The following is a 22,796-nucleotide window of genomic DNA, read 5'->3' as shown; positions in this document are numbered from 1 at the left end:
TTCTCAAGCCAATACTATAAGACCTATAAGAAGATTTTCCGTCACAGCAATTATCCCATTATTAAGCCATTAGCATTATTACTTTTCCATATTTAGAAAAGTTATTCTTAGCTTCAAATATCTTTATTCATTGTATTCACACTGTTCAAAGCGTAGTATTCTAAATTCATGACCGCCGGTCACAACCTTTAAGTATAGTTATCATGCTCGCTACAGGCATTCTGCGGCAATAGAAACATTAGGTAGGTTACGCTATGATTGAACGCATAAGCCATTTTCTTGTTAAGTTTCGCTTACTGGTGGTATTCGCCTCATTGCTTGTGGTATTTCTTGCCGCCACAGGTTTACCGCAAACAAAATTTAGCTCCGACTACCGGATTTATTTTAGTGATGATAATCCCCACCTAAAAGCCTTCGAAGATTTACAGGCAACCTTTACAAAAAGTGACAACGTCATGTTTGTCCTCGCCCCCCAAGATGGCCATATATTTACTCGAGAGACTTTAAGCATCATTGAAGAGCTTACCGAAATGTCTTGGCAACTTCCCTACTCAATACGCGTGGACTCTATTACCAATTACCAACACACTATTGCAGAAGACGATGACCTTTTGGTAGACAACCTGGTTACAGATGCAAGCAATTTATCGAGCAGTGAAATTGCGTACGCAAAGAGTGTCGCACTCAATGAGCCCTCAATTGCCGGGCGCCTCATCGCCGCTAACGCCGATGTTACCGGCGTCAACGTTTCTATGGAAATGCCTGGGCTGGATCCTAGTAAAGAAACACCCGAAGTAGCCGCTGCAGCCTACGAGATTCAAGCTCATTTAAATCAAAAGTATCCCGACCTGACTGTATATGTGACCGGACAAATCATCTTTGACAATGCCTTCAAAGATGCGGCGATGTATGACTTATCGCATATCGTCCCCTTAGCATTTTTGATCGCCATCACCTGCATTGCGATCTACATGTTTGCTGCAAGCCGGAGCATCATTACGGTCTTCTCAGGTAGCTTTTCCATCATAGTTGTCATTATTACTTCAATCCTATTCGCGCTTGGTATCTCTGCGTGGCTGGGTATGGATATCACCACCGCATCCGCCAATGCACCAACAATGATTCTGACACTAGCAATCGCCGATTCGATTCATATCCTGGCATCTTTCTTCCAGCAAATGCAGTCAGGGAAAACCAAGGCTCAGGCTGTTATCGAAAGCTTACGTATCAATCAGCAACCCGTTTTTTTAACCAGTGTCACAACCGTAATTGGTTTCTTGTCTCTGAACTTTAGCGACTCCCCTCCCTTCCGGGACTTAGGAAATATTGTCGCCTTAGGCGTAATTGGTGCATGGGGATTCTCTGTATTGCTACTGCCTGCACTCATTATGCTTCTGCCATTCCGAGTTCAATCACGCGAGCATAAAGAAGGCGGCTGGACAGTTACGCTATCAAACTGGGTCATCAAACACTCTAAACGTCTACTCATTGGCACAATGGTTATTATGGCTGGCAGCATTTCTTTCTTACCTCAAAACGAATTGAATGACGTATGGGTCGAGTATTTTGACGAGCCAATGAGACAAAGACAGGCAGCTGATTTTACCAGAGAAAGGCTCACCGGCTTAGGCTACATATCCTTTATTGTTGAAGCCGAGGAAGAAGGTGGAATCAACGAGCCTGAGTATTTGGCAAACCTTGAAAAGGCAGCAAACTGGTTAAAGCTTCAACCAGAAGTTCAACACGTCTCGACCTTTACTGATGTCATGAAGCGTCTGAACAAAAATATGCATGGTGATGACCCTAGCGCATATAAACTCCCTGATAATGCAGAGCTCGCCTCACAGTATTTATTACTTTATGAAATGTCACTCCCTTACGGACTCGACTTGAACAACCAAGTGGACATCAACAAAGCCAAGACTCGTTTAACAGGCTATCTAGCGAAAACATCTACTTCGGAGCTTCTCGCTTTGGAAGAACGTGCTCAGAGCTGGTTTTCCGAAAATATTCCTAGCCTTAAATTTTCCCACGGGATAAGTAGCGATATCATGTTCGCTCATATTGGTCAGAATAACATTCGCTCCATGCTACAAGGTACATTTATCGCTTTAATCATTATCTCTGTTGTGTTGGCTTTCAGTTTACGCTCTGCATATTACGGCTTTGTTAGCCTACTTCCCAATCTCCTTCCGGCCTTAGTTGCTTTTGGTGTTTGGGGAATGACCGTTGCACAAATCGGTATTGGACTATCTGTTGTATTCGGAATGACCTTGGGGATCGTCGTCGACTACACCGTTCACTTTTTAAGTAAATTTTTACGTGCCAAGCGAGAGAATCAGCTATCTACCGAGGATGCGATTCGCTATGCCTTTAGTACAGTTGGCGTTGCGCTGTTGGTCACCACATTTATTCTATTTGCGAACTTTGCTGTATTAGCTATATCCAACTTCTCTATGAACTCCGATATGGGACTGATGACGGCCGTAACCATCGTTGTCGCTTTACTTGTTGATTTTTTCTTCCTTCCACCGCTTTTACTGTTTTTGGTTGGAAGTAAACGTAAAAAAGCTAAGCAAGATTTAACAATCGATGATCAAGGTATCCTAGATCAAAGAGCACCCTTAAATGGCTAAGTCACCTAAAAAGGTAACTCAACAAACTGATAGTGCTACTTTCTACTCATGGAAAGTACCGTTCCAAACGAAGTAAGGGATTTCAGTTTAACTAATCGACATTTTCGTATCTAATAGGCGCTAGCTTCTAGCATCATCATATAGTTTCTCAATGATGCTGCTGCAGTGCCAACTAACAAGATAACAAGACCGAGGACAATATCCATGCTATCTAACCTTTCTGCTCGCGGTGTAAAGAAATCCATCGCGATATTATCCTGCTTTACTGCCTTGAGCCTCTCAGGCAACACCTTTGCAGAAACACCTCAAGAAAAAGGTTTAGCTATCGCCATTGAATCTGATAAGCGAAACACTGGTTGGAAGGACTCTACTGCTGACATGACGATGACCTTACGCAACAAACGTGGTGAAGAAAGTGTTCGTGTTTTGCGCGTAAAATCCCTCGAAGTCGAAAATGATGGTGACAAAGGCTTAACCATATTTGATGAGCCTAAAACTGTTCGTGGTACTGCTTTACTGACGTTCTCGCACAAAGTTGATGCGGATGATCAGTGGTTATTCCTACCAGCACTAAAGCGTGTTAAGCGAATCGCGTCTAAAAACAAGTCTGGCCCATTCATGGGAAGTGAGTTTGCCTTCGAAGACTTAAGCTCACAAGAAGTTGAAAAGTATAGCTATGAGTACTTAAAAGACGAAGCGTGTGGCACAGAAACCTGCTTTGTTGTTAAACGCTTCCCAACAGATAAAAACTCTGGCTACACAAGCCAAATTGCCTGGATCGACCAGAGTGAATACCGCGTCCATAAAATTGAATTTTATGACCGTAAAAAAGCGCTACTAAAGACCCTCAACTCTAGTGATTACAATCAATATCTTGACCAATACTGGCGCCCGAATGTGATGAAGATGCAGAATCACCAGACAGGTAAAAGCACTGACTTAATCTGGAGCAATTTTCAGTTTTCTACCGGGCTAAGTGATAGTGACTTCACCAAGAACAGCTTGAAGCGCGCTCGCTAGTCTAATTTCCGCTCTATTGACCTAAACAGCACTGCAAAAAATGTACATCCAGTCACAGATAATGTGATTGTTTGTACATTTTTTCTTTTTTAGCTGCATAAACATCGCCCTGTCATACTCTCGCGTCTATACTGGCATCTTCATATTTTTAATAAAATAATACAGAACTAACCAGTAACACAGGCAGCACCCGAACTATGCAATCATTTCACGCTCCAAACCGCATCTTAATGGGCCCTGGCCCGTCAGATGTTTCCGAAAGAGTACTTAAAGCACTATCTCAGCAAACCATCGGTCATATGGACCCTAGCTTTGTATCGCTAATGAATGAGATAAAATCTCTTCTTCAGTACGTTTTCCAAACCAAAAACGAACTTACGATTCCGGTATCTGCACCAGGTTCATCTGGTATGGAAACCTGCTTTATGAATATGGTTGAGCCGGGTGACAAAATTCTTGTCTGCATTAACGGCGTATTTGGCATGCGCATGAAAGAAGTCGCGACTCGCGCAGGCGCTCAGGTTGAAGCCATCGAATTTGAGTGGGGCGAAGCTGTTGAGCCAGAAGTAGTAGACCAGAAGCTTTCAGAAAATCCTGATATTTCAATGATCGCTTTTGTTCACGCTGAAACCTCTACCGGTGTTCGCTCTGATGCAAAAGCCTTATGTGCAATAGCTCAACAACATAACTGTCTTTCAATCGTTGATGCCGTCACCTCTTTAGGCGGTTCTGATGTTCAAGTTGATGACTGGGGCATAGACGCAATTTATTCAGGCACTCAAAAGTGCTTATCTTGTATCCCAGGTCTCTCTCCGGTCAGTTTTAGCACTAAAGCAATTGAAAAGATCAAAGCCAAAAGCTCTAAGAACTACAGCTGGTTCCTCGATCTAAACCTGGTCATGGACTATTGGGGTGAAGGTGCTAAGCGTACTTATCACCATACTGCGCCAGTTAACAGTTTGTATGCACTACACGAATCGCTATTAATTCTTAAAGAAGAAGGTTTGGAAAGCGCTTGGGAACGTCATGAGCTGCACCATAAGGCACTGGTTGCTGGTCTAGAAGCGCTCGGCATTGAAATGCTAGTGCCTAAAGATATTCGCCTATCTCAACTTAATGCAGTGAAGATTCCAGAAGGTATTGATGATGCGACTGTTAGATCAACACTACTTAACCAGTACGACTTGGAACTTGGTGCAGGGCTAGGTAAGTTTGCTGGCAAAGCATGGCGAATCGGCTTAATGGGCAATGGCTGTAATCGTAAAAACGTTGATTACTGCGTTAGCTCTTTAGGCGCGGTGCTTAACGAACTTGGACATAGCTGCGATGTCGACGCTGCAATGTCTGCAGTAGAGAATGCATACCCATAACCCAATAGACAGGGCTAGGGTATGAGTAATCCACTCCTACCCTAAGCTTTGTATCTCAAGCAAAGCGAAATGAAAAAACTCCTTTTGGTCGCCCACAGCCCGTCTGAAAATACACAAGCCTTACAACAAGCTCTGTGCCAGGGTGTCATCAGCCAAGCTCTTGAGCAAGTTGAATTCAAGTCGAAAACTCCTTTTGAAACACAAGCAGAAGATGTACTAAGTGCAGACGCCATTATACTCGGCACTACCGAGAATCTAGGCTACATGAGTGGTGCCCTCAAAGATTTCTTCGACCGTTGCTATTACCCATGCTTAGAAGCGAAACAAGGCTTACCCTGTGCCGCGTATATTAGAGCCGGTCATGATGGCACAGGTACAATTCGTGCTCTCGAAACCATTACCACTGGCCTTAAGTGGCGATGGGTACAGGAGCCCCTTTTACTAAAAGGCGCTTACCAAAAAGAGTTTGAGAGCCATTGCTCGGAATTAGGTGGCGCAATGGCATGTGCACTTGATCAGGGAATCATTTAGAATCTATTTCATTCCAATACCGATTTAATAAAAGGCAAATCACCCGTGTTAAAAATCATTGTTGTCATACTTGTTGTTGCACTTGCAGCATTCATCGTCCACCGCACTAATCAAAACAAAAAGCTAGCCGTTGAGAATCAACAATTAGGCAGTGAGTTTCTTGCCCAAAACATGACCAAAGAAGGCGTTGTCACAACCGAGTCGGGTCTTCAATATAAGGTACTTCAAGCCGGTACGGGAGAAGCCCACCCTACTGCAAACGATAAAGTTAAAGTTCATTATCATGGCACCTTAACTGATGGCACTGTCTTTGATAGTTCCGTAGCTCGCGGACAACCTATCTCTTTTGGCTTGAATCAAGTTATCAAAGGCTGGACTGAAGGTCTGCAACTTATGGTGGTTGGCGAGAAGACCCGATTATTTATTCCGAGCGAACTTGGCTACGGAAATAGAGCTGCTGGCGCCATCCCGGCTGGCTCGGTACTAATTTTTGATGTTGAGTTGCTTGGCATCAATGAATAAACAACTATAGTGAGATATAACTACTCGTAACAGAACAATTACGAGTCTTTTTAAGATAACGGAGAATAGAATGAAGCTTGTTACTGCGATAATCAAACCTTTTAAACTTGATGATGTACGTGAAGCACTATCAGAAATCGGTGTTCAGGGTATAACAGTTACTGAAGTTAAAGGATTTGGTCGCCAGAAAGGTCATACAGAGTTGTATCGTGGCGCTGAGTACGTTGTAGACTTTCTACCAAAAGTTAAACTAGAAGTAGCGATCAGTGAAGATATGCTAGATAAAGTTATCGAAGCGATGACAAATGCAGCCAATACTGGAAAGATCGGCGACGGCAAGATATTTGTTTCATCACTTGAGCAAGTGATTCGAATCCGTACTGGCGAAACCGGTAGTGACGCTGTATAGATAAGCCTATAATGCGAGTAGTGAGCTACTCGCATTAGCTCAGCTTCAAAGCAGCTAACTAAAAGGAGGCACAAATGAAACATCCAACAAGATGGGTATTCATTCTAAGCTTTCTTCTTTCTTTACAAGCCTCTCTTAGCTATTCACAAGAAAAAACTTCACACACCTCTCCCGACAATAAATCTACTATCATTCTTGGCTATAAAGAAGGCAGCAAACCGCCCTATATCGGCAACAAAAATGATAATAGCGGTGCATACCGAGAACTTTTCTCTAAAGCAGCAGAGATGATAGGACTCTCACTTGAAATCGTAAGGTTACCTAAAAAACGTGTTTATCATCACCTTAAAGAAGGTGATATCGATTTCTATCCTTCGTCTGGTTTTTCAGAAAAAAGATCACAGTTTTTATATTGGCTGGACAATGGCTTTCTATCGAAACAAGCCTTAGTCTCAGACATTACAGACTTCGAAATAAAAGACTTTGAGAAGGCGAAAGGTACTTTGCTTGTCCCTTTAGGAGGTAGTTCCGCTGAATATGCCAAAGGCGCTCCTCAAGTAAGTATTCAGAAAATGGGCAAATTGCCTATTGATAAAGCAATTCAGGCACTGAAACTAGGTAGAGGTAATTTCTATGTATATGATATAGATATCTTGGATTATTACTTAAAACGAAACCGCATTAAGCAGTTTAGTGACATTGGCCTACGGCTTCACCCAAATGCAATTGAGAAGGAATACTCTTCGTTAAAAGCGGCCTTCTCTATTAACTCAAAACACTTTAAGCAACAACAAAATAGCAGATTTGATAAAAACAGCGCTTTAGGCTTTAACAATCAAAAAACCAGCCCCCATAAAGGTTCCGTTGCTTATCAATTCCAACAAGCATTAAAGCACTTACAAGAAAGCGGATATACTCAGACGGTTTATCAAAAATATTTTAAGTAATTAGAAAGAGGCTCACTATAAGCAAGCCCTCACTAGTAAAGAGGTCGGCTATGCTAAAGCTTTAGCATTTCTCAATAATTCTCTTGCCCGCTCTACAACCGGCAAATCAATCATCTTGCCTTTATATTCAACGGCTCCCTTGCCTGCAGCCAAGCCTGCTTCAAATGCAGCAAGCAAACCTTCAGCATGTTCTACCTCTTCCGCGCTAGGCGTCAATACTGCATTAATGACTTCTACTTGCTTAGGATGAATACAGAAGGCTCCTACAAAACCTAGCTGCTTGGCAAACTTAACCGTTTCAGTAAATGCATCAATATCGCTGTAGTCAGCTATCGAACCTGGAAAACCCAAAGGCATAATGTTGGCACGACGACAAGCAAATGCCAGCACCTGATTTGGCAGCAACAAGGTTTGAGGAAGTGGCTGCATGCCAGCTGTCGCCGAGAAATCTTCAGAGCCTAAAGTCATCGCCACAACACGCGGGTCTGCTGAGGCGATTTCATCCAGTTTGGGTAAAGCATCAACCGACTCAATCATTGCAATAATCGCTGTATGCCCTTGAGGAATATTTCGCTCCTGTTCCAATTTAGAAATCTTAGCGGCGAACTTCCGTAACTGGTCAGCAGACTCAACCTTTGGCACTACAATCGCGCTAACATGCTCACTGACCGACGCGACAACATCGTCCATGGCAAAGCGCTCATCAAGGTTGATTCTTACCAATGCAGCAGCACCATCCTGGCTAACCGTTTTCGCAGCCGGGACCACATACTCTCGAGCTTCTGCTTTTTGCTCTAGCGGAACACTATCTTCCAAGTCCAGAATATAAGCATCAGCACCACGCGTATGCGCTTTGGCGACGAATTTCTCAATGTGCACAGGGATAAACAAGGCCGTACGCCAGCCTGGGTAGTCTAATTTCTTCATTTTATTCTCGCTCACGAATCCTTAGGCCAAACTTGCTTTAATTGTCATACAAGTAAAACCATCATTATCAGCAGACCATAGGGATAAATCATCGCCATCCCGCTTACCAGACACGGTAAACACCGAGGTATCAAACGTCGGTCTAACCGCTCGGAACTTGAAGGTTTTCAAAGATTTATCGGCAATATTATGACGTTTAAGTTCTAACAATAAAGTCACCAGCAATGGCCCATGAACAACCAAGGCAGGATACAGCTCTTCGTTTACCGCGTAGTCGCGATCATAATGAATACGATGGCCGTTATAAGTCAGCGCCGAGTAGCGGTATAGCAACACTGGGTTTGGCGTGATTTCTTGCGAAAAATCGGCTTCAGAAAGCGCAGGCTTGCCTGGTGGCAACTCAGCTCTTTCTGTTGGTTGCTCCCGGTAAACAATATTCTGTACCTGGCTGATACACAGCTCACCCGCTTGTGAAATATCATGGCGAACATTAACGAAAACCAACACGCCGGTACTACCCGTTTTAAGTTCAACAGATTCAATCGTCGATAATCGAGAGGCCGGCTGGCCAATAATCAAAGCCTTATGACACTCAACCTCACCGGCCGCCCACATCCTGCGAGGAAGTGGTACAGGGGGTAAAAAGCCACCTTTATCCGGGTGCCCATCAACACCTGTTGCACTGGCTTTTGGCGTTGGCAGAAAATACATCCACTCCCAAAATGGAGGTAAGGCATCACCTTTCTCGGGTAGAGTCTCGTTATCAAGTGCCGCAGCCAAAGCTTGCGCCTGAAAAAGACTAATATCATCTTCTTTGGTTTCTTGCTTTCCTACCCACTGCTGCAAGTACTCAATATCTATATCGCTCATAGAGACTCCCTTGGATCTTTTATAGCTAAAATTCTTATATATTTGATTTACGAATATGTTCGAACTGGAAATTTAAGCGCAACACATAATAATGCAGAAACTAATCACTTAATGACTCGATACCAAACAAATCTAACAACCAATCTGCTTTTTCATTCTTGCCATCTTCAGCTGCTCGTCTAACACTAATCGTAGGATGGTGAATTAGTTTATTCGTTAAGCCCCTAGATAATTGAGTAATTACCTGTTCGGCGTCCGCACCTCCACGCAAGGCATTTAGAGCGCGCTCTAATTCCTTCTGCTGAAGCGTCTCTGCATGTGATCTAAAGCGTTTCAAACTATCACCAACTGAAGAAACACGCTGACGATTAAGAAAATATTCACTTCCCTCAAGAATCATCCGCTCAGCTTCTTGAGCAGCGCCTTCTCGGTTTTTTACATTCTCATCAATAACATCTTTTAAGTCATCAACGGTATAAAGGTAAACATCAGATAACTCTCCTACCTGAGGTTCAATATCTCTTGGTACCGCTATATCCACCATAAAGAAAGGTCGGTGCTTACGATGCTTTAAAGCTCTCTCTACAGCCCCCTTGCCTAATATAGGCAAGGAGCTAGCCGTCGACGCAATCACAATATCGGCATCGATTAATAAATCTGGAATATCACCTAATAAAGCTGCCTCACCTTCAACCAGACTCGACAGATCCTGGGCACGAGCCAGCGTTCGATTTGCAATTATGATCTTTTTAATACCACTTTGTTTCAGGTGCCTAGCCACTAACTCAGTGGTTTTACCCGCCCCGATAAGTAAAGCAGTATTGTCTGAAAAATCTGAGAAGAGCTGGCGAGCCATATTGACGGCAGCAGCGGCGACCGACACTGGGTTTTCACCAATCGCCGTATCAGTGCGTACTTTCTTGGCGACAGAGAAACAATGTTCAAAGAGCCGACCTAGTTTCCCTTGAACAGCCTGATATTCTTGTGCTGAAGCATAGGCTGATTTCAGCTGCCCTAAAATCTGTGGCTCTCCCAGAACAAGAGAGTCCAAGCCAGCAGCAACACGCATTAAATGAACAATCGCATCTTTACCATCATAGACAAAGCTACAGTTTTCGAGGTCTTCTGAATTAACACAATGATAGTCAGCCAACCAAGTCTGCAACATCGAAACATCAATTGCATGATTGCCAGCACAGTATATTTCTGTTCGGTTACATGTCGATAAAATAACCGCTTCATTAACATTCGGCAGTTTTTTGATTGACTCCAACGCGATATCGAGACGTTGTAAATCAAACGCAACTTTCTCTCGAACGTCGACAGTTGCAGTCTTATGATTAATTCCAAACGCCAAAAACGACATGTATACCAAGCAATTTGATTTAAAGCGGCTATTCTACAAATAGAATACATAGAAAGCCAATGACACAGAGCAAGTTCTTAGAGCTAGAAGCCACTTATTTTATGATTAAAGCCTCGACAGCACGACAAAAAGTAGTTCAAACAAATGAACCCTAGCACATGGCCAAACTATACGAACGGTAAGTTGACACCTTAAACCCATCTGTCATCATAAAACTCGTCAAGCCTCAATTATTTAAAAGAGATTCAGATTGAAAGCACTACTCAAACTTATATTAATTTCATCACTTTTCTCACTCAGCGCCTGCTCTAGCCTAATGAAAGCAAAGCAATCTGAGACAGATACCACCGCAAGTAGTGAAAAGCTTTCATCTGAGACATCTCCAGAGTATCAAGATTTCGACCTAAATAAAGACACGCTCTACGACCTGCTTGTTGCAGAGGTTGCTGTCCAGCGTCAAGAATTCAATATCACCTTGCTTAACTATATCCAACAAGCGCGCATGACAAGAGATTTAGGTGTTGTTAAGCGTGCTGTAAATGCAGCTCAATACATGAAAGACATGGAGGCCATAAAGGAAATGGCAATCCTTTGGGTTGATATAAAGCCAGACAGCATTCCGGCACATCAACTTCTGACCTATCAGTATTCCCTTTCTCGCGAATACGAACAGGCCATGCAACATATCGAAAAGATTATCGAGCTTGGCGGTGATGCCCGAGTAGACGGCCTTGCAGTCAGCTCAAGCGCCCTCCCTCTTGAAGATAAAGAAGCCATCCTCCTACTTTATCAATCTTTATATGCAAAATACCCTAACAATCATGAGATTGGATATAGCTACGCACTCACTCAACGCAATTTGAAAGAATACGACGCGGCACTTGAAATCATCGAGCCTATACTAAACGCCGCACCAGAATTCGAAGCAGCCTCAGTCCTCAAGGCCAACGTTCTCTATGATAAAGGTCAACTGGAAGAGGCTATTGAATATGCAGGTGACAAGTTTGACGATTTCCCCTCAAATCATAATCTTGGTCGTCTATATGCAACAATGCTAATAGAAAACAAACAACTCGATGACGCCGAGGAGGTATTCTATTCACTACTGACTAAATACCCCCAAGCATCGCGGTTAAAACTATCGCACGCTATTGTCATGCTAGAGAATAAAAAAGTTGAAGAGGCTTCTGCAGCTTTCGAGCAGCTAATCGACTCCAATCAACACGCTAATGAAGCCTACTATTATTTAGCCCGTATTGCTGACAGCCAAGGTAATTTCAATGACGCTATCGATCTCTACCAGAAAGTAAGCGCTGGCGTTCATTATGAAGTATCTCTTGAGCGCTCAAGTTTCCTAATGGTTCACAACGAACAGCAAGACGAGATGCTAAACAGACTCGCTGAATTGAGAAAGAAACCTGGAGCAAGCCCTCTTAAGTTATGGCTACTGGAAGTTAAATTACTATCTAGTGCAGGTGAAACAGACCGCATGAATGCCTCACTCAACGCCGCCATTCAAGCATTCCCCGAAGATGACCAGCTACTCTACGCTCGAGCAATGAATCGAGAAGCAGACGATGATTTGGCAGGAATGGAGCAAGATCTAAGAAAGCTAATAGAACTGAACCCGAACAATGCGATTGCTATCAATGCACTTGGCTACACCTTGGCCGACCGAACCGATCGTACTCAAGAAGCATTTGAACTAATTCAAAAAGCTTTAGCGCTCAAGCCGAATAACCCCGCCATTTTAGATAGCATGGGCTGGGTACTATATCGACTTAAGCAAAATAAAGAAGCATTGGTATTCTTGTTCAAGGCCTTTCAACAATTCCAGGATGGAGAAGTCGCAGCACACTTGGGTGAAGTTCTTTGGTCTCTAAATCAAACAACAGAGGCTCGAGATGTTTGGAGCAATGTTCTTCGGAAGTATCCTGAACACGAAGTACTTCTTGAGACCATCAACAGACTCGACCCTGAATTACTAATTATAATTGAGAATCCGCCCACGGAAGATGAACAAGCTACTAACAAAGAAACCAGCTCAGCTTCAACTCCCGAAACCGAGCAAGTAACACCCGAAGCGCCCAAAGAATAGTTTGTAATGATAGCTCTAGGCATTTCAAGTAAAACGAGCACTCACCTCACCCGGGCGCTGTTCATACTAATGACGCTCGTTTTATCTGCATGCACCAGCCTTCAACAAACCGTACCTCACAAAACATCAAGAGAAACTCCAATTGAATGGCCTCTTACCGCCCAAAAGATTGATAACATCCGAAACTGGAAACTCATTGGCAAGATTGGCATAAGAACACCTGAAGAATCCCTTACTGTAGCAATCAATCAATGGCACCAAGCTGAATCAAGCTTTGTGATCGACCTTTCCTCAACCTTTTTCGGCCTTGGCGCATCCAAGCTACAGGGAAACCCTCATTTATTAACGATTATCGAAGCCGGTGAGCAGCCTGTCAGCTCGTATGAACCAGATCTCTTGATCTATCAGGCTTTAGGGTTTCCTCTTCCGATTTCATTACTGCCCTGGTGGGTTAAAGGAATTCCTGTTGCCGACAGCCAACACGAGTTAGAATTTGACGCTCAGGGCTACCCTGCCAGCCTAATACAAAATGGTTGGCACTTAACTTTCAGCAAACACACCCTCATCGACGGCCTTCCACTGCCCGGAAAGATTAAGCTCGAACGAGATAAGGTGCGAATTATTCTAGCGATTAAACAATGGACCCGACTTTAAGCCTGACATCTCCAGCCAAGCTAAACCTGTTCTTGCACATCAATGGCAGACGAGGGCCTGAGCAATCGCACCCAGGCTATCATGAGCTACAAACTGTTTTTCAGTTATTAGACCGCGGTGACATGCTTCATTTTTCTGCCAATCAAAGTGGAAAAATAGAAATCACCCCGGAAATTGCCGACATTCCTCCTGAAGAAAACCTGATTTTTATCGCCGCACAAAGACTCAAAGAAGCAGGCATTCTACTCGATAAAGGTAGCCACTTATTAGGCGCCAAGATTCATCTAGAAAAAAGTCTACCAATGGGCGGCGGGCTCGGTGGTGGAAGTTCCAACGCGGCAACAACACTTATCGCGCTCAATCATCTATGGGGACTTGAACTCGAAGAATGTCAATTAGCCAAAATAGCGGCAAAGATAGGTGCCGATGTGCCCGTTTTTGTTGAAGGCCGCAGCGCCTGGGCTGAAGGAATAGGAGATGAACTCTGCCCAATTCCAATGAGCGAAGAATGGTTCGTTGTATTGACCCCCGATTGCCACGTCAACACGGCTAAAATTTTTTCGCATGAAAGGTTGACAAGAGACACGCCAAAGAAGAGAATAGCGCCCGCTCTTGAGGGACATGGTTTAGATACCAGTTCAGAGAAATTTCTTAGCGATGAGTATCGCAACGATTTCGAAGCACTGATCTCAGAACTATACCCACAAATCAAGGAGGCAATACAGTGGCTAAGCCAGTTTGGTATTGCTAGACTTACAGGAACGGGAGCGTGCTGTTTCTGCATCGTCAAAGACGAGGCAACAGCAAAACAGGTTTTGAATGAAGCTAAGTCTAAATTCAAAGGCTTTATAGCCAAGGGAGTCAATCTCTCTCCTGCAATTCAAAGGCTAGATGAAGCTAAAAGGTTCGCAAGGGACCATTCGTAAGATAGCGCTTCGTTAATAGCAACACGATTATTGGGGTATCGCCAAGCGGTAAGGCAACGGGTTTTGATCCCGTCATGCGCAGGTTCGAATCCTGCTACCCCAGCCATATTTTCCCAGCTCAGAAAACAATCAAGCAAACAGCTAGAAACCTTCCGGATGAGGTCTAAACTACTGTATTAGTATTTTTACTATTCAGCCCGGGAAACTGCTTGAAAGAGCTGAAAGCCGAAACACTCAAGAGGTCTTGAACTCGCATGCCAAGAATGATGGTATTTACCGGTAATGCCAACCGCGAACTGGCTCAACAAGTTGTCGATGCACTACGTCTACCACTGGGCAATGCTAAGGTCGGTAAATTTAGCGACGGCGAAGTCACGGTTGAAATCAACGAAAATGTACGTGGTAAAGATGTATTCATCATTCAGCCTACCTGCGCACCAACCAACGATAACCTAATGGAGCTTATCGTAATGACTGATGCACTACGTAGAGCTTCTGCCTCACGTATTACTGCAGTTGTTCCTTATTTTGGTTACGCTCGCCAAGATCGACGCGTTCGCTCAACACGTGTTGCGATTACCGCAAAAGTGGTAGCAGACATGATCACAGGCGCTGGCGTTGACCGAGTATTAACGGTTGACTTGCACGCAGACCAGATTCAGGGCTTCTTTGATATTCCGGTAGATAACATTTACGGCACCCCCGTTCTTGTTGATGACATTCAACGCCGCATTCAAGACGACTTTATGGTTGTTAGCCCAGACGTTGGCGGTGTTGTTCGTGCACGCGCGATGGCAAAACGTCTTGGTGATGTTGACCTGGCAATTATCGACAAACGACGCCCTCAAGCTAACGTTTCTCAAGTAATGCACATTATCGGTGACGTTGAAGACAAAACCTGTCTACTGATCGATGACATGGTCGATACCGCTGGCACCCTATGTAAAGCTGCTGACGCCCTAAAGGAACACGGCGCCAAGAAAGTTTACGCTTACATTACGCATCCCGTGCTATCTGGCCCAGCTATCGAGAACATTGCTAAGTCATCACTAGATGAGTTGATCGTCACAGATACAATTCCTCTTAGTGACAAAGCCATGAATTGTGATAGAATCCGCCAGCTTACAATTTCAGACCTATTGGCAGAGTCAATTCGTCGTATTAGTAATGAAGAATCTATCAGTGCCTTGTTTGATTAAGACATTAATTAAAACAATCGCTTAAGACCTGATTCAATCAGGTATAGATGTACAGGAAAAAGCACCTCGGTGCTTTTTCTATTTTAACCTTCACGGTATTTAGTCTGGTCGCGGGCGAATATTAGTGAACTTTGAGGAAAGAAAAATGAGTGAAGCATCATTCGTAGTAAACGCAACAGCTCGAGCAGATCAGGGGAAAGGTGCGAGCCGCCGCCTGCGTCGTCTTGAGAACCTAGTACCAGCTATCCTTTACGGCGCTGGTAAAGACCCTATCGCACTTAGCCTGAAAGAAAACGAGATCAAGAAATCGCTTGAAAACGAAGCGTTCTACTCTCACGTTCTAACAATCAGTGTAGACGGCAACGAAGAGCCAGCAATCCTGAAAGATCTTCAGCGTCACCCATCACGTGGTGATGTTATGCACGCTGACTTCCTGCGTGTTGATATGGACAAAGCTATCCATGTGCACGTTCCACTTCACTTCACAAACGAAGACGCTTGTGTTGGTGTTAAGTTGGGCGGTGGTAAGATCTCTCACCAGCAGGTTGAAGCTGAAGTAATTTGCCTACCTGGTAACTTGCCTGAGTTCATCGAAGTTGATATGACTGAAGTTGAAGCAGAAACTATCCTTCACCTTTCAGACCTTAAACTTCCTGAAGGCGTTACACTTGCTGCACTACAGCAAGGTGCTGACCACGATCTTCCAATTTGTTCAGTACATACTCCAAAGGGTAAAGCTGAAGACGAAGCTGGTGAAGCAGCTGCAGAAGGTGATGCAGAGTAATTCTCTGTATCCGGCATGAATTGATAGCGTCAGAGAAGCTCCGATGAGTCAAATCAAGCTGATTGTGGGGCTGGGTAATCCCGGCCCCGAATACGAAAACACCCGCCATAATGCTGGCGCCATCTTTCTGGCCCAGATCGCTGAAGCACATCAGCAAAACCTTAAGCCAGAAAAGAAGTTCCACGGACTTCATGCCAAAGTTAATATTCAAGGCCAGGATCTACACCTCTTGTTCCCGACGACCTTCATGAATCGTAGTGGACAATCTGTCCAGGCAATCTGCCAGTTTTTTAAGATTTCCCCTGAAGAAGTACTCGTCGCCCATGACGAACTCGATATCCCGTGCGGCACCATGAAGCTAAAACAAGGCGGCGGTCATGGAGGCAACAACGGCCTACGAGACATTATCGAGAAGTTTGGCGGCAACAAAAACTTTAAGCGCTTGCGTCTAGGTATTGGTCACCCCGGCCATGCAAGCAAAGTAACCGGACATGTTCTTGGCAAACCAACAGCCAAAGAAGCCGAGCAACTCTCTGCGTGTATCGACGAAGCAGATAGGCACCTGAAAGAAGTCATTGGTGGCGATTGGCAAAAGGCCATGCAAAAACTCCATAGCTTTAAAGCAGAATAAGCCCATTACTCGCATTCCTTAGCAGCATTACAAAAAATAGCACTAAGCGCTCATCTTTTATACTTAACTGTCCCGCTACCCTACTGTATACTTGCGCCCAATTTTTCTAATTATACTTTACAGCCTGGGATTCAGATTATGGGTTTTAACTGCGGCATCGTCGGCCTTCCTAACGTCGGCAAATCAACCTTATTCAACGCACTTACCAAAGCAGGTATCGGCGCAGAAAACTTTCCTTTCTGTACTATCGAACCTAACGCTGGTGTTGTTGGCATGCCAGACCCTCGCCTAGACAAGCTTGCAGCCATTGTCAGCCCAGCGAAGGTTATCCAAACTACAATGGAGTTTGTTGATATTGCCGGTCTAGTAGAAGGCGCATCTAAAGGCGAAGGCCTCGGTAACCAGTTCCTGGCTAATATTAGAGAAACAGACGCTATCGCTCACGTTGTACGCTGCTTCGAAGATGAAAACGTTGTTCACGTTTCTGCCAAGGTGAACCCTCAAGCCGACGTTGATGTAATTAATACCGAGCTTGCTTTATCTGACCTTGATACCGTAGAAAAGGCTATCAAGCGTTTCACCAGAACAGCCAAGAGCGGTGATAAAGATGCGAAGAATGCTCTGAGCCTACTTGAGGATAAACTACTCCCTCACTTGAACGAAGCAAAAGCGGTTCGCGGCCTTGGTTTGAATGATGATGAACTAGCAATTATCAAAGAGCTTTGCCTGCTTACAATCAAGCCTACAATGTATATTGCCAACGTTGATGAAGACGGTTTTGAAGACAACCCTCACCTAGATAAAGTTCGTGAAATCGCAGCAGAAGAAAACGCTGTAGTCGTCGTGATCTGTAATAAGCTAGAAGCAGAAATTGCTGAGCTGGATGACGAAGAACGCGATGAATTTTTAGCAGACCTTGGCATGGAAGAGCCAGGCCTTGATCGTGTCATTAGAGCTGGCTACGAGCTACTTGGTCTACAAACCTACTTCACTGCAGGTGTAAAAGAAGTTCGCGCCTGGACAATGAAGCAAGGCGACCCTGCCCCTAAAGCCGCTGCAGTGATTCACACAGACTTCGAAAAAGGCTTCATTCGGGCCGAAGTAATTGCCTATGATGACTTTATCGACAATAACGGTGAAGCCGGCGCCAAAGACGCAGGTAAATGGCGTCTGGAAGGCAAAGAATACATCGTACAAGATGGCGATGTAATCCATTTCCGCTTCAACGTTTAAGCAATAGCATATAAGCGTATTTTTTATAAATTTTTGGCTTGACAAGTTCCAGTAAAAACAAGAGAATACGCGCCTCTTTTGGCTACATAGCTCAGTTGGTTAGAGCACATCACTCATAATGATGGGGTCCCAGGTTCGAATCCCGGTGTAGCCACCAATTATTCTAATAAATACAGTCAGTTAGACTTCGCGTCAGCTGGCTGTTTTTATTTGTGCTTCTACTTAACGACTTAACCCCCTATTACTCCCTACAGTTTAGAGCGCTCTCCTCGTCAAATTAACGACCATACATTCCGTCCAAGCCTAAAAGATTAGTGGATTTTATTCACAAACTATATTCGAGTTATTCGTTTATATCATGAATAGATAGTCGACATAATTCACATACTCTCAGTTCCAACGAAACAAGAACAGCCTTTCGACTAACCTGATTTTCATTAGAAAAAGCAATCCAGAGCTTATTACCACTTTATATTCAAAACATATTACCTTGCTCAAAACACGTAGCAGCCTTATCACACAAACTAAGGCTAACCAATGTAGGTCATCGAGCCAGTTTTTCCGGAAGCGGCCTATACGTCACTCCTGGTTCTAGCACCTAGCCACAACAGCCAAATACAGCAGTTTGCATTGCGAACTATACCACGAGACAGTTTTATGCTTAGATAGCCTGGATATCAACTAAGCCTGTTATTCTGGAACATCTTCAATGAGCATAATACTGCACCACTACCCTCTGTCTCCTTTCTCTGAAAAAATAAGAGCGATGCTTGGCTATACCAACCAAGAGTGGTCCTCCTGTCTGACCTCAGAAGCGCCGCCACGAGGCAAACTGGACTTACTTTCAGGAGGTTATAACAGAATACCAGTGGCACAGGTGGGAGCTGATATTTTTTGTGATACGAGCCTTATAGCTGATGAACTCGCCGCTATCGCTGACGAACCATCGTTAGCCAACGAAGCTCTGAATCAAGGCCTTCTAACTGAAAGACAATGGCTTGAATCAAAGCTATTTTTTGCATGTGTAAATAAAGCATTCTCTTTATCATTACTTCGACGTATTGCTAAAGACAAAGGCTTATGGAATTTACTTCTGTTCTTGAAAGACAGGATAGAAATGGGCGCCAAAGCCTCGGTATCCCTCGGCAGCCCTAGATCAGCCAACAAACATATTAAGCAAGGTCTAAGCTATCTATCAGAAAACTTAAGCTCGAATGAGTTTATCGGTGGTAACACACCGAATATTCTAGACTTCTCTGCTTATCATTGTTTCTGGTTTCTGACGGAAGTCGGCCTTAAAAAGGATATTTCCAAGAATACAGCCGCGTTGGCTTGGTACCAAAAAATGAAGGCTTTCACCAACTCTCCTGACAATGAAATTAGTATCGATACGGCGATCGATATCGGGAGAGAAGCCCAACCTCGGCAACTAGACAAGCGTTACACCTCAGACCATAGAATTGGCAGTAAGGTTGTTATCGCACCTAGTGACTACCGACAGGTACCCGTAACGGGAACCTTAGTAGGCGTCGACAGCCAGCGCTGGATTATTTCTCGTAACAACCCGGAAACTGGCTTGATACATTTGCACTTTCCTAGTAATGCCGTGGATGTAAATATCCGCCTTCCAAAGCAATAACAGGACAAGCCTATAATGAAAGCCGTTACGACCTCCCTCCTTATACTAATACTGTTTAGCTTAAGTATCAGCGCAAAGCTTTATGCAAATTCGATAGAGATGCCTTCACCTGAACAGCCCTCTGAAGACCTTGGAAAATATGTCTCTATTAATATTGAGATCAAGGAGTTGAAGGAGTCAGGCATAGTTCTCCGAGAAGCTAGCGAAAAGCTATCTCTTGCCCTGGATGAGGTTTCAGAAAATCTTCAGGATCTCTCTCCCGAGCAGTTGCGTTTGATTAATGACTTGGCCGATAAAGTAGACAGCATGACCAACAAACTCAATCGGGCAGCTGGTAGCTTTCCCGAAACCATTAAGAAGGCTCAACAGCCTTCAAATGAGCTGCTAACTCAGTCACTTAAAACAGTTCGGGACGAAACCGTAACGCCGATTGTCGACAGTATCAATCGCTGGTTAATTATCACCATTATAGGCTTAGTACTCATCGGTATAGGTCTGTTGGTAGGGTTTGTTATAGGCTTAAAGAAAGTATCGGCAGCGGGAAGTAAGATACTACAAATAGCTGATGGATATCGAATAATTCCTTTAGAGCAGTATAACGAATCACGAATAGCCCCCCTCAACAAAGCACCACAGGAGCTATAAAATAGTTCCTCATTACTTGGCATATTCCTGCTAGACCTTTACTATAATTCCCTCTGTATATTCTGAAGGTTTCAATATGCGTATTCGGCTCGATAACGGCAAAGACTATGATCTACTTGCGATGTTTACACCGTCTTGGGTCGGCCACAAAAAAGCTCTTGAAGCTCTTCGAAAAAACTATTCAGTCTGGACCAACGCCCTCACTTTACCGTTGTATAACAGGAACAGTGTTTCTGGCTTGCTTAAGTGGCTAGTGGTTCTGACCCTACATTCCATTTCACTTCTATCGCTCCCTTTCATCCTGGTCTTGGGCTTTTCAATGAAAGCTTATACGATTTTCTTAAGCGACGATGTAAAGAAGATGAAACAGTACAAACAAGACTTACAAACCATCTATGCAAAGTTAAAAGATATCGAAGATCAGGATGAATATAAGCGACGCTTGAAAGAAGAGATAGCCAAGGTAAAGCCGTTCTAAGAATTGCTTTGAAAATCAGGCAATATCCTCATATCCAGATACCGGGTCTTGCTCACAATTCTTACGGTACTGAGTCAACAACCAGGCTATCGCGCTTGCATAAACAAGATTGGTTGCAAGTTCAGCATGAGGGTTTTCCAAAAATGCCCTTTGCGAAGCCAAACCCCGTACGGTACTCGCCAGGTCTGGTTGAAAAGCTAAATACTCATCCCATAAAGCGGTGTGACTTTCAGGACTAATCGCATAAATACCTAAACCATCAGACTGCTTCGAGGCTACCAAGTGCTCACCGTAAGAGGAACGTTTAGAAGCTAGCTTCAATAAGTAATGTTCTGCAAATTGGGAGCGTTCATCCAAAGCCGCGAGTGCGGGACGAATTACATAATCATTGAGTTCTTGTGCATTAATACCCATGATCCACCTCTCAATGCCAATTTTTCGGCAGTTTTTTGCCTTTTATACGCTTATGAAGTTTGGATGCAATTTGCTTGCCTGATAACTTGAGCTGACGCTTACGCTAGCCTTATTAACCTTATCGGCCAGCGTCTCACATGCTCCATACCTGGGTAACAATTCGATAACAAACGAAACAAAAGCGCTTAAGTGTTTGCATCCGTTCGTCATAGAATATCTAATTTATAATCTAAAGATCTCCTAAGAACTTTTTATTCAGATGAAAGCTCGTTTTACGAAATTAGATCAAATCCTTAAACGCTATGAGCATCTTTGGAAGCCGCCTGCTTTTTCTAGTATTGACTCTCGCTTGGATGATTACCCCGAATTGCAAGCCTGGTTACGTTCACTTAGCTCAGATGATATTGATACGCTTCAGCTTTCTGATCAGGACTTACTAGCCTCGGCAGCCAATTATTTCCCCGTGGCGTCTGAACTCCTTTCACTTATTAGCGTTCCAGCTTCAGAGACATCAAAAGCAACAAAGGAAGTAGAACTACCCGCATTTTGGGATACAGGAATTCCTGGCAGAAAAGCAGCGCAGATAAAGTCCTTTATCAAAAGCCAATCTCCACCCACAACGCCGCTTATTGAATGGTGTTGCGGAAAGTTGCATTTAGGTCGATTAATATCAGAGCTATACAAGCAAAAAGTCACCGGTTTAGAGATTGATACGCAGCTAGTCAATCAGGCAAATATCCTTTCCCGCACCAGAAAATTGAGCAATCAAACTGTGGCGCTAGAGTGTGATGTATTGAATGATGACCTGTCTCAGCTGCTTGAAGCTAACCATCACCTAATTGCCTTGCATGCCTGCGGTGGCCTGCATGTACATATGCTAAAGCAAGGTGTAGAAAGTCACTCTAACAGAATGACCTTCTCACCATGCTGCTATCACCGCTTCAATAGCTCTGAAAACTACCAGGCGCTATCACTTGTAGGCCGAACTACCCTACTGAGCCTAAGCAATGAGGATTTGCGTTTAGCGACAAGACAGTGTAATACGGCATCGGCCGCTGAAACCCGAAAGCGCAAACAACTACAAGCTTGGCGACTCGGCTTTGATACGCTCCAAAAAGATATCAGACATACTGATCAATACCTTCCTTGCCCCTCTCTCAGCATTCGTATTCTTCAAGAAGGCTTCGAACGTTTTTGCAAAAAATGTGCGCAGCTAAAAGATATTGACCTGCCGCAAACAATAGACTTTTTACACTACCAATCTCTGGGGCAAACCAAGTATCAAGAATACGAAAAACTAGAGCTGGTAAGGATGTTATTTAGGCGCGCGTTGGAAACCTGGCTGGTACTGGATCGCTGCTTGTTTCTGGAGGAAAATGGCTATCATTGCCAAATATCGACATTCTGTGAGAGTTCAGTCAGCCCCAGAAACTTTCTGATTAAGGCCCATTTGAAAAACAAAACCTAGCTAGCGATTTTCATTCCATGAGATGCACT

22 protein-coding genes and 2 tRNA genes are annotated in these 22,796 nt (G+C 44.0%); 20 read left to right on the top strand and 4 right to left on the bottom strand.

The genetic code is table 11. The annotated features are described in order from the left end of the window. The first annotated feature begins 254 nt into the window (after positions 1–254). The 7 genes from A3729_RS26700 (at position 255) to A3729_RS26670 (ending at position 7,435) form a co-directional block, all read left to right on the top strand. Positions 255–2,636, top strand: coding sequence for an RND family transporter (locus A3729_RS26700; RefSeq protein ID WP_068634465.1), 2,382 nt, complete (start codon positions 255–257; stop codon positions 2,634–2,636). A 204-nt stretch (positions 2,637–2,840) separates the two neighbouring features. Further along, positions 2,841–3,656, top strand: a complete 816-nt coding sequence (locus tag A3729_RS26695) for an outer membrane lipoprotein-sorting protein (protein ID WP_068515813.1) — start codon at positions 2,841–2,843, stop codon at positions 3,654–3,656. Between the two features lie 197 nt (positions 3,657–3,853). Continuing rightward, complete coding sequence (locus A3729_RS26690) at positions 3,854–5,026, top strand: alanine--glyoxylate aminotransferase family protein (protein WP_082865477.1); 1,173 nt, start codon at positions 3,854–3,856, stop codon at positions 5,024–5,026. 69 nt (positions 5,027–5,095) lie between these two features. After that, positions 5,096–5,557 carry a flavodoxin family protein gene (locus A3729_RS26685; protein WP_068509571.1) on the top strand — a complete coding sequence of 154 codons (462 nt, stop codon included), beginning with the start codon at positions 5,096–5,098 and terminating at the stop codon, positions 5,555–5,557. A gap of 45 nt (positions 5,558–5,602) precedes the next feature. Next, entirely contained in the window at positions 5,603–6,079 is a 477-nt protein-coding gene (locus A3729_RS26680) for an FKBP-type peptidyl-prolyl cis-trans isomerase (protein ID WP_068509573.1), read from the top strand. A 70-nt stretch (positions 6,080–6,149) separates the two neighbouring features. Continuing rightward, positions 6,150–6,488, top strand: coding sequence for a P-II family nitrogen regulator (glnK, locus tag A3729_RS26675; protein WP_068509576.1), 339 nt, complete (start codon positions 6,150–6,152; stop codon positions 6,486–6,488). A gap of 74 nt (positions 6,489–6,562) precedes the next feature. Then, positions 6,563–7,435, top strand: a complete 873-nt coding sequence (locus A3729_RS26670) for an ABC transporter substrate-binding protein (RefSeq protein ID WP_068634464.1) — start codon at positions 6,563–6,565, stop codon at positions 7,433–7,435. 48 nt (positions 7,436–7,483) lie between these two features. Here A3729_RS26670 and A3729_RS26665 read toward each other — a convergent pair whose 3' ends face one another. From A3729_RS26665 to hemA, 3 genes are all read right to left on the bottom strand, one after another. Further along, entirely contained in the window at positions 7,484–8,362 is an 879-nt protein-coding gene (locus tag A3729_RS26665) for a CoA ester lyase (protein ID WP_068634463.1), read from the bottom strand. Positions 8,363–8,383: 21 nt separating this feature from the next. After that, positions 8,384–9,232: an acyl-CoA dehydrogenase gene (locus tag A3729_RS26660; RefSeq protein ID WP_068515820.1), complete on the bottom strand. Its 849-nt coding sequence runs from the start codon at positions 9,230–9,232 to the stop codon at positions 8,384–8,386. 100 nt (positions 9,233–9,332) lie between these two features. Next, entirely contained in the window at positions 9,333–10,598 is a 1,266-nt protein-coding gene (gene hemA / locus A3729_RS26655; protein WP_068634462.1) for a glutamyl-tRNA reductase, read from the bottom strand. Positions 10,599–10,848: 250 nt separating this feature from the next. Between hemA and A3729_RS26650 the strand changes: the two genes are divergently transcribed. The 12 genes from A3729_RS26650 (at position 10,849) to A3729_RS26595 (ending at position 20,885) form a co-directional block, all read left to right on the top strand. Next, complete coding sequence (locus tag A3729_RS26650) at positions 10,849–12,696, top strand: tetratricopeptide repeat protein (protein WP_068554904.1); 1,848 nt, start codon at positions 10,849–10,851, stop codon at positions 12,694–12,696. A gap of 69 nt (positions 12,697–12,765) precedes the next feature. Further along, on the top strand, positions 12,766–13,350 hold the full coding sequence (gene lolB / locus A3729_RS26645; RefSeq protein ID WP_197470009.1) for a lipoprotein insertase outer membrane protein LolB: 585 nt from the start codon (positions 12,766–12,768) through the stop codon (positions 13,348–13,350). Continuing rightward, complete coding sequence (ispE, locus tag A3729_RS26640; RefSeq protein ID WP_068515833.1) at positions 13,335–14,276, top strand: 4-(cytidine 5'-diphospho)-2-C-methyl-D-erythritol kinase; 942 nt, start codon at positions 13,335–13,337, stop codon at positions 14,274–14,276. Before lolB ends, ispE begins: the two co-directional genes overlap by 16 nt. 31 nt (positions 14,277–14,307) lie before the next feature. Beyond that, positions 14,308–14,382, top strand: a tRNA-Gln gene (locus A3729_RS26635). A 148-nt stretch (positions 14,383–14,530) separates the two neighbouring features. Further along, positions 14,531–15,475: a ribose-phosphate pyrophosphokinase gene (locus A3729_RS26630; RefSeq protein WP_068515835.1), complete on the top strand. Its 945-nt coding sequence runs from the start codon at positions 14,531–14,533 to the stop codon at positions 15,473–15,475. 145 nt (positions 15,476–15,620) lie between these two features. Beyond that, complete coding sequence (locus tag A3729_RS26625) at positions 15,621–16,259, top strand: 50S ribosomal protein L25/general stress protein Ctc (RefSeq protein WP_068515838.1); 639 nt, start codon at positions 15,621–15,623, stop codon at positions 16,257–16,259. Between the two features lie 43 nt (positions 16,260–16,302). Beyond that, the gene (gene pth / locus A3729_RS26620; protein WP_068515841.1) at positions 16,303–16,890 is read left to right on the top strand and encodes an aminoacyl-tRNA hydrolase; all 588 of its coding nucleotides are present in this window, start codon (positions 16,303–16,305) and stop codon (positions 16,888–16,890) included. Between the two features lie 138 nt (positions 16,891–17,028). After that, on the top strand, positions 17,029–18,123 hold the full coding sequence (ychF, locus tag A3729_RS26615; protein WP_068515844.1) for a redox-regulated ATPase YchF: 1,095 nt from the start codon (positions 17,029–17,031) through the stop codon (positions 18,121–18,123). Between the two features lie 80 nt (positions 18,124–18,203). After that, positions 18,204–18,280 (top strand) — tRNA-Met (locus A3729_RS26610). Positions 18,281–18,832: 552 nt separating this feature from the next. Continuing rightward, positions 18,833–19,762 carry a glutathione S-transferase family protein gene (locus A3729_RS26605; protein WP_068515846.1) on the top strand — a complete coding sequence of 310 codons (930 nt, stop codon included), beginning with the start codon at positions 18,833–18,835 and terminating at the stop codon, positions 19,760–19,762. A 15-nt stretch (positions 19,763–19,777) separates the two neighbouring features. Then, entirely contained in the window at positions 19,778–20,407 is a 630-nt protein-coding gene (locus tag A3729_RS26600; RefSeq protein ID WP_068515850.1) for a hypothetical protein, read from the top strand. A 76-nt stretch (positions 20,408–20,483) separates the two neighbouring features. Next, entirely contained in the window at positions 20,484–20,885 is a 402-nt protein-coding gene (locus tag A3729_RS26595) for a hypothetical protein (protein ID WP_068515853.1), read from the top strand. Between the two features lie 15 nt (positions 20,886–20,900). On the opposite strand, the gene A3729_RS26590 is transcribed toward A3729_RS26595, so the two are convergent. Beyond that, positions 20,901–21,299, bottom strand: a complete 399-nt coding sequence (locus A3729_RS26590) for a hypothetical protein (protein ID WP_068515856.1) — start codon at positions 21,297–21,299, stop codon at positions 20,901–20,903. 259 nt (positions 21,300–21,558) lie between these two features. Here A3729_RS26590 and A3729_RS26585 point away from each other — a divergent pair, with 259 nt between their 5' ends. Then, positions 21,559–22,767, top strand: coding sequence for a methyltransferase (locus tag A3729_RS26585; protein ID WP_068515858.1), 1,209 nt, complete (start codon positions 21,559–21,561; stop codon positions 22,765–22,767). Positions 22,768–22,796 lie beyond the last annotated feature (29 nt).

This window comes from Oleiphilus sp. HI0043 (genome assembly GCF_001634935.1).
Note: the sequence above shows the minus strand (reverse complement) of the source record. Positions and strands in the feature narration are given on the sequence as shown.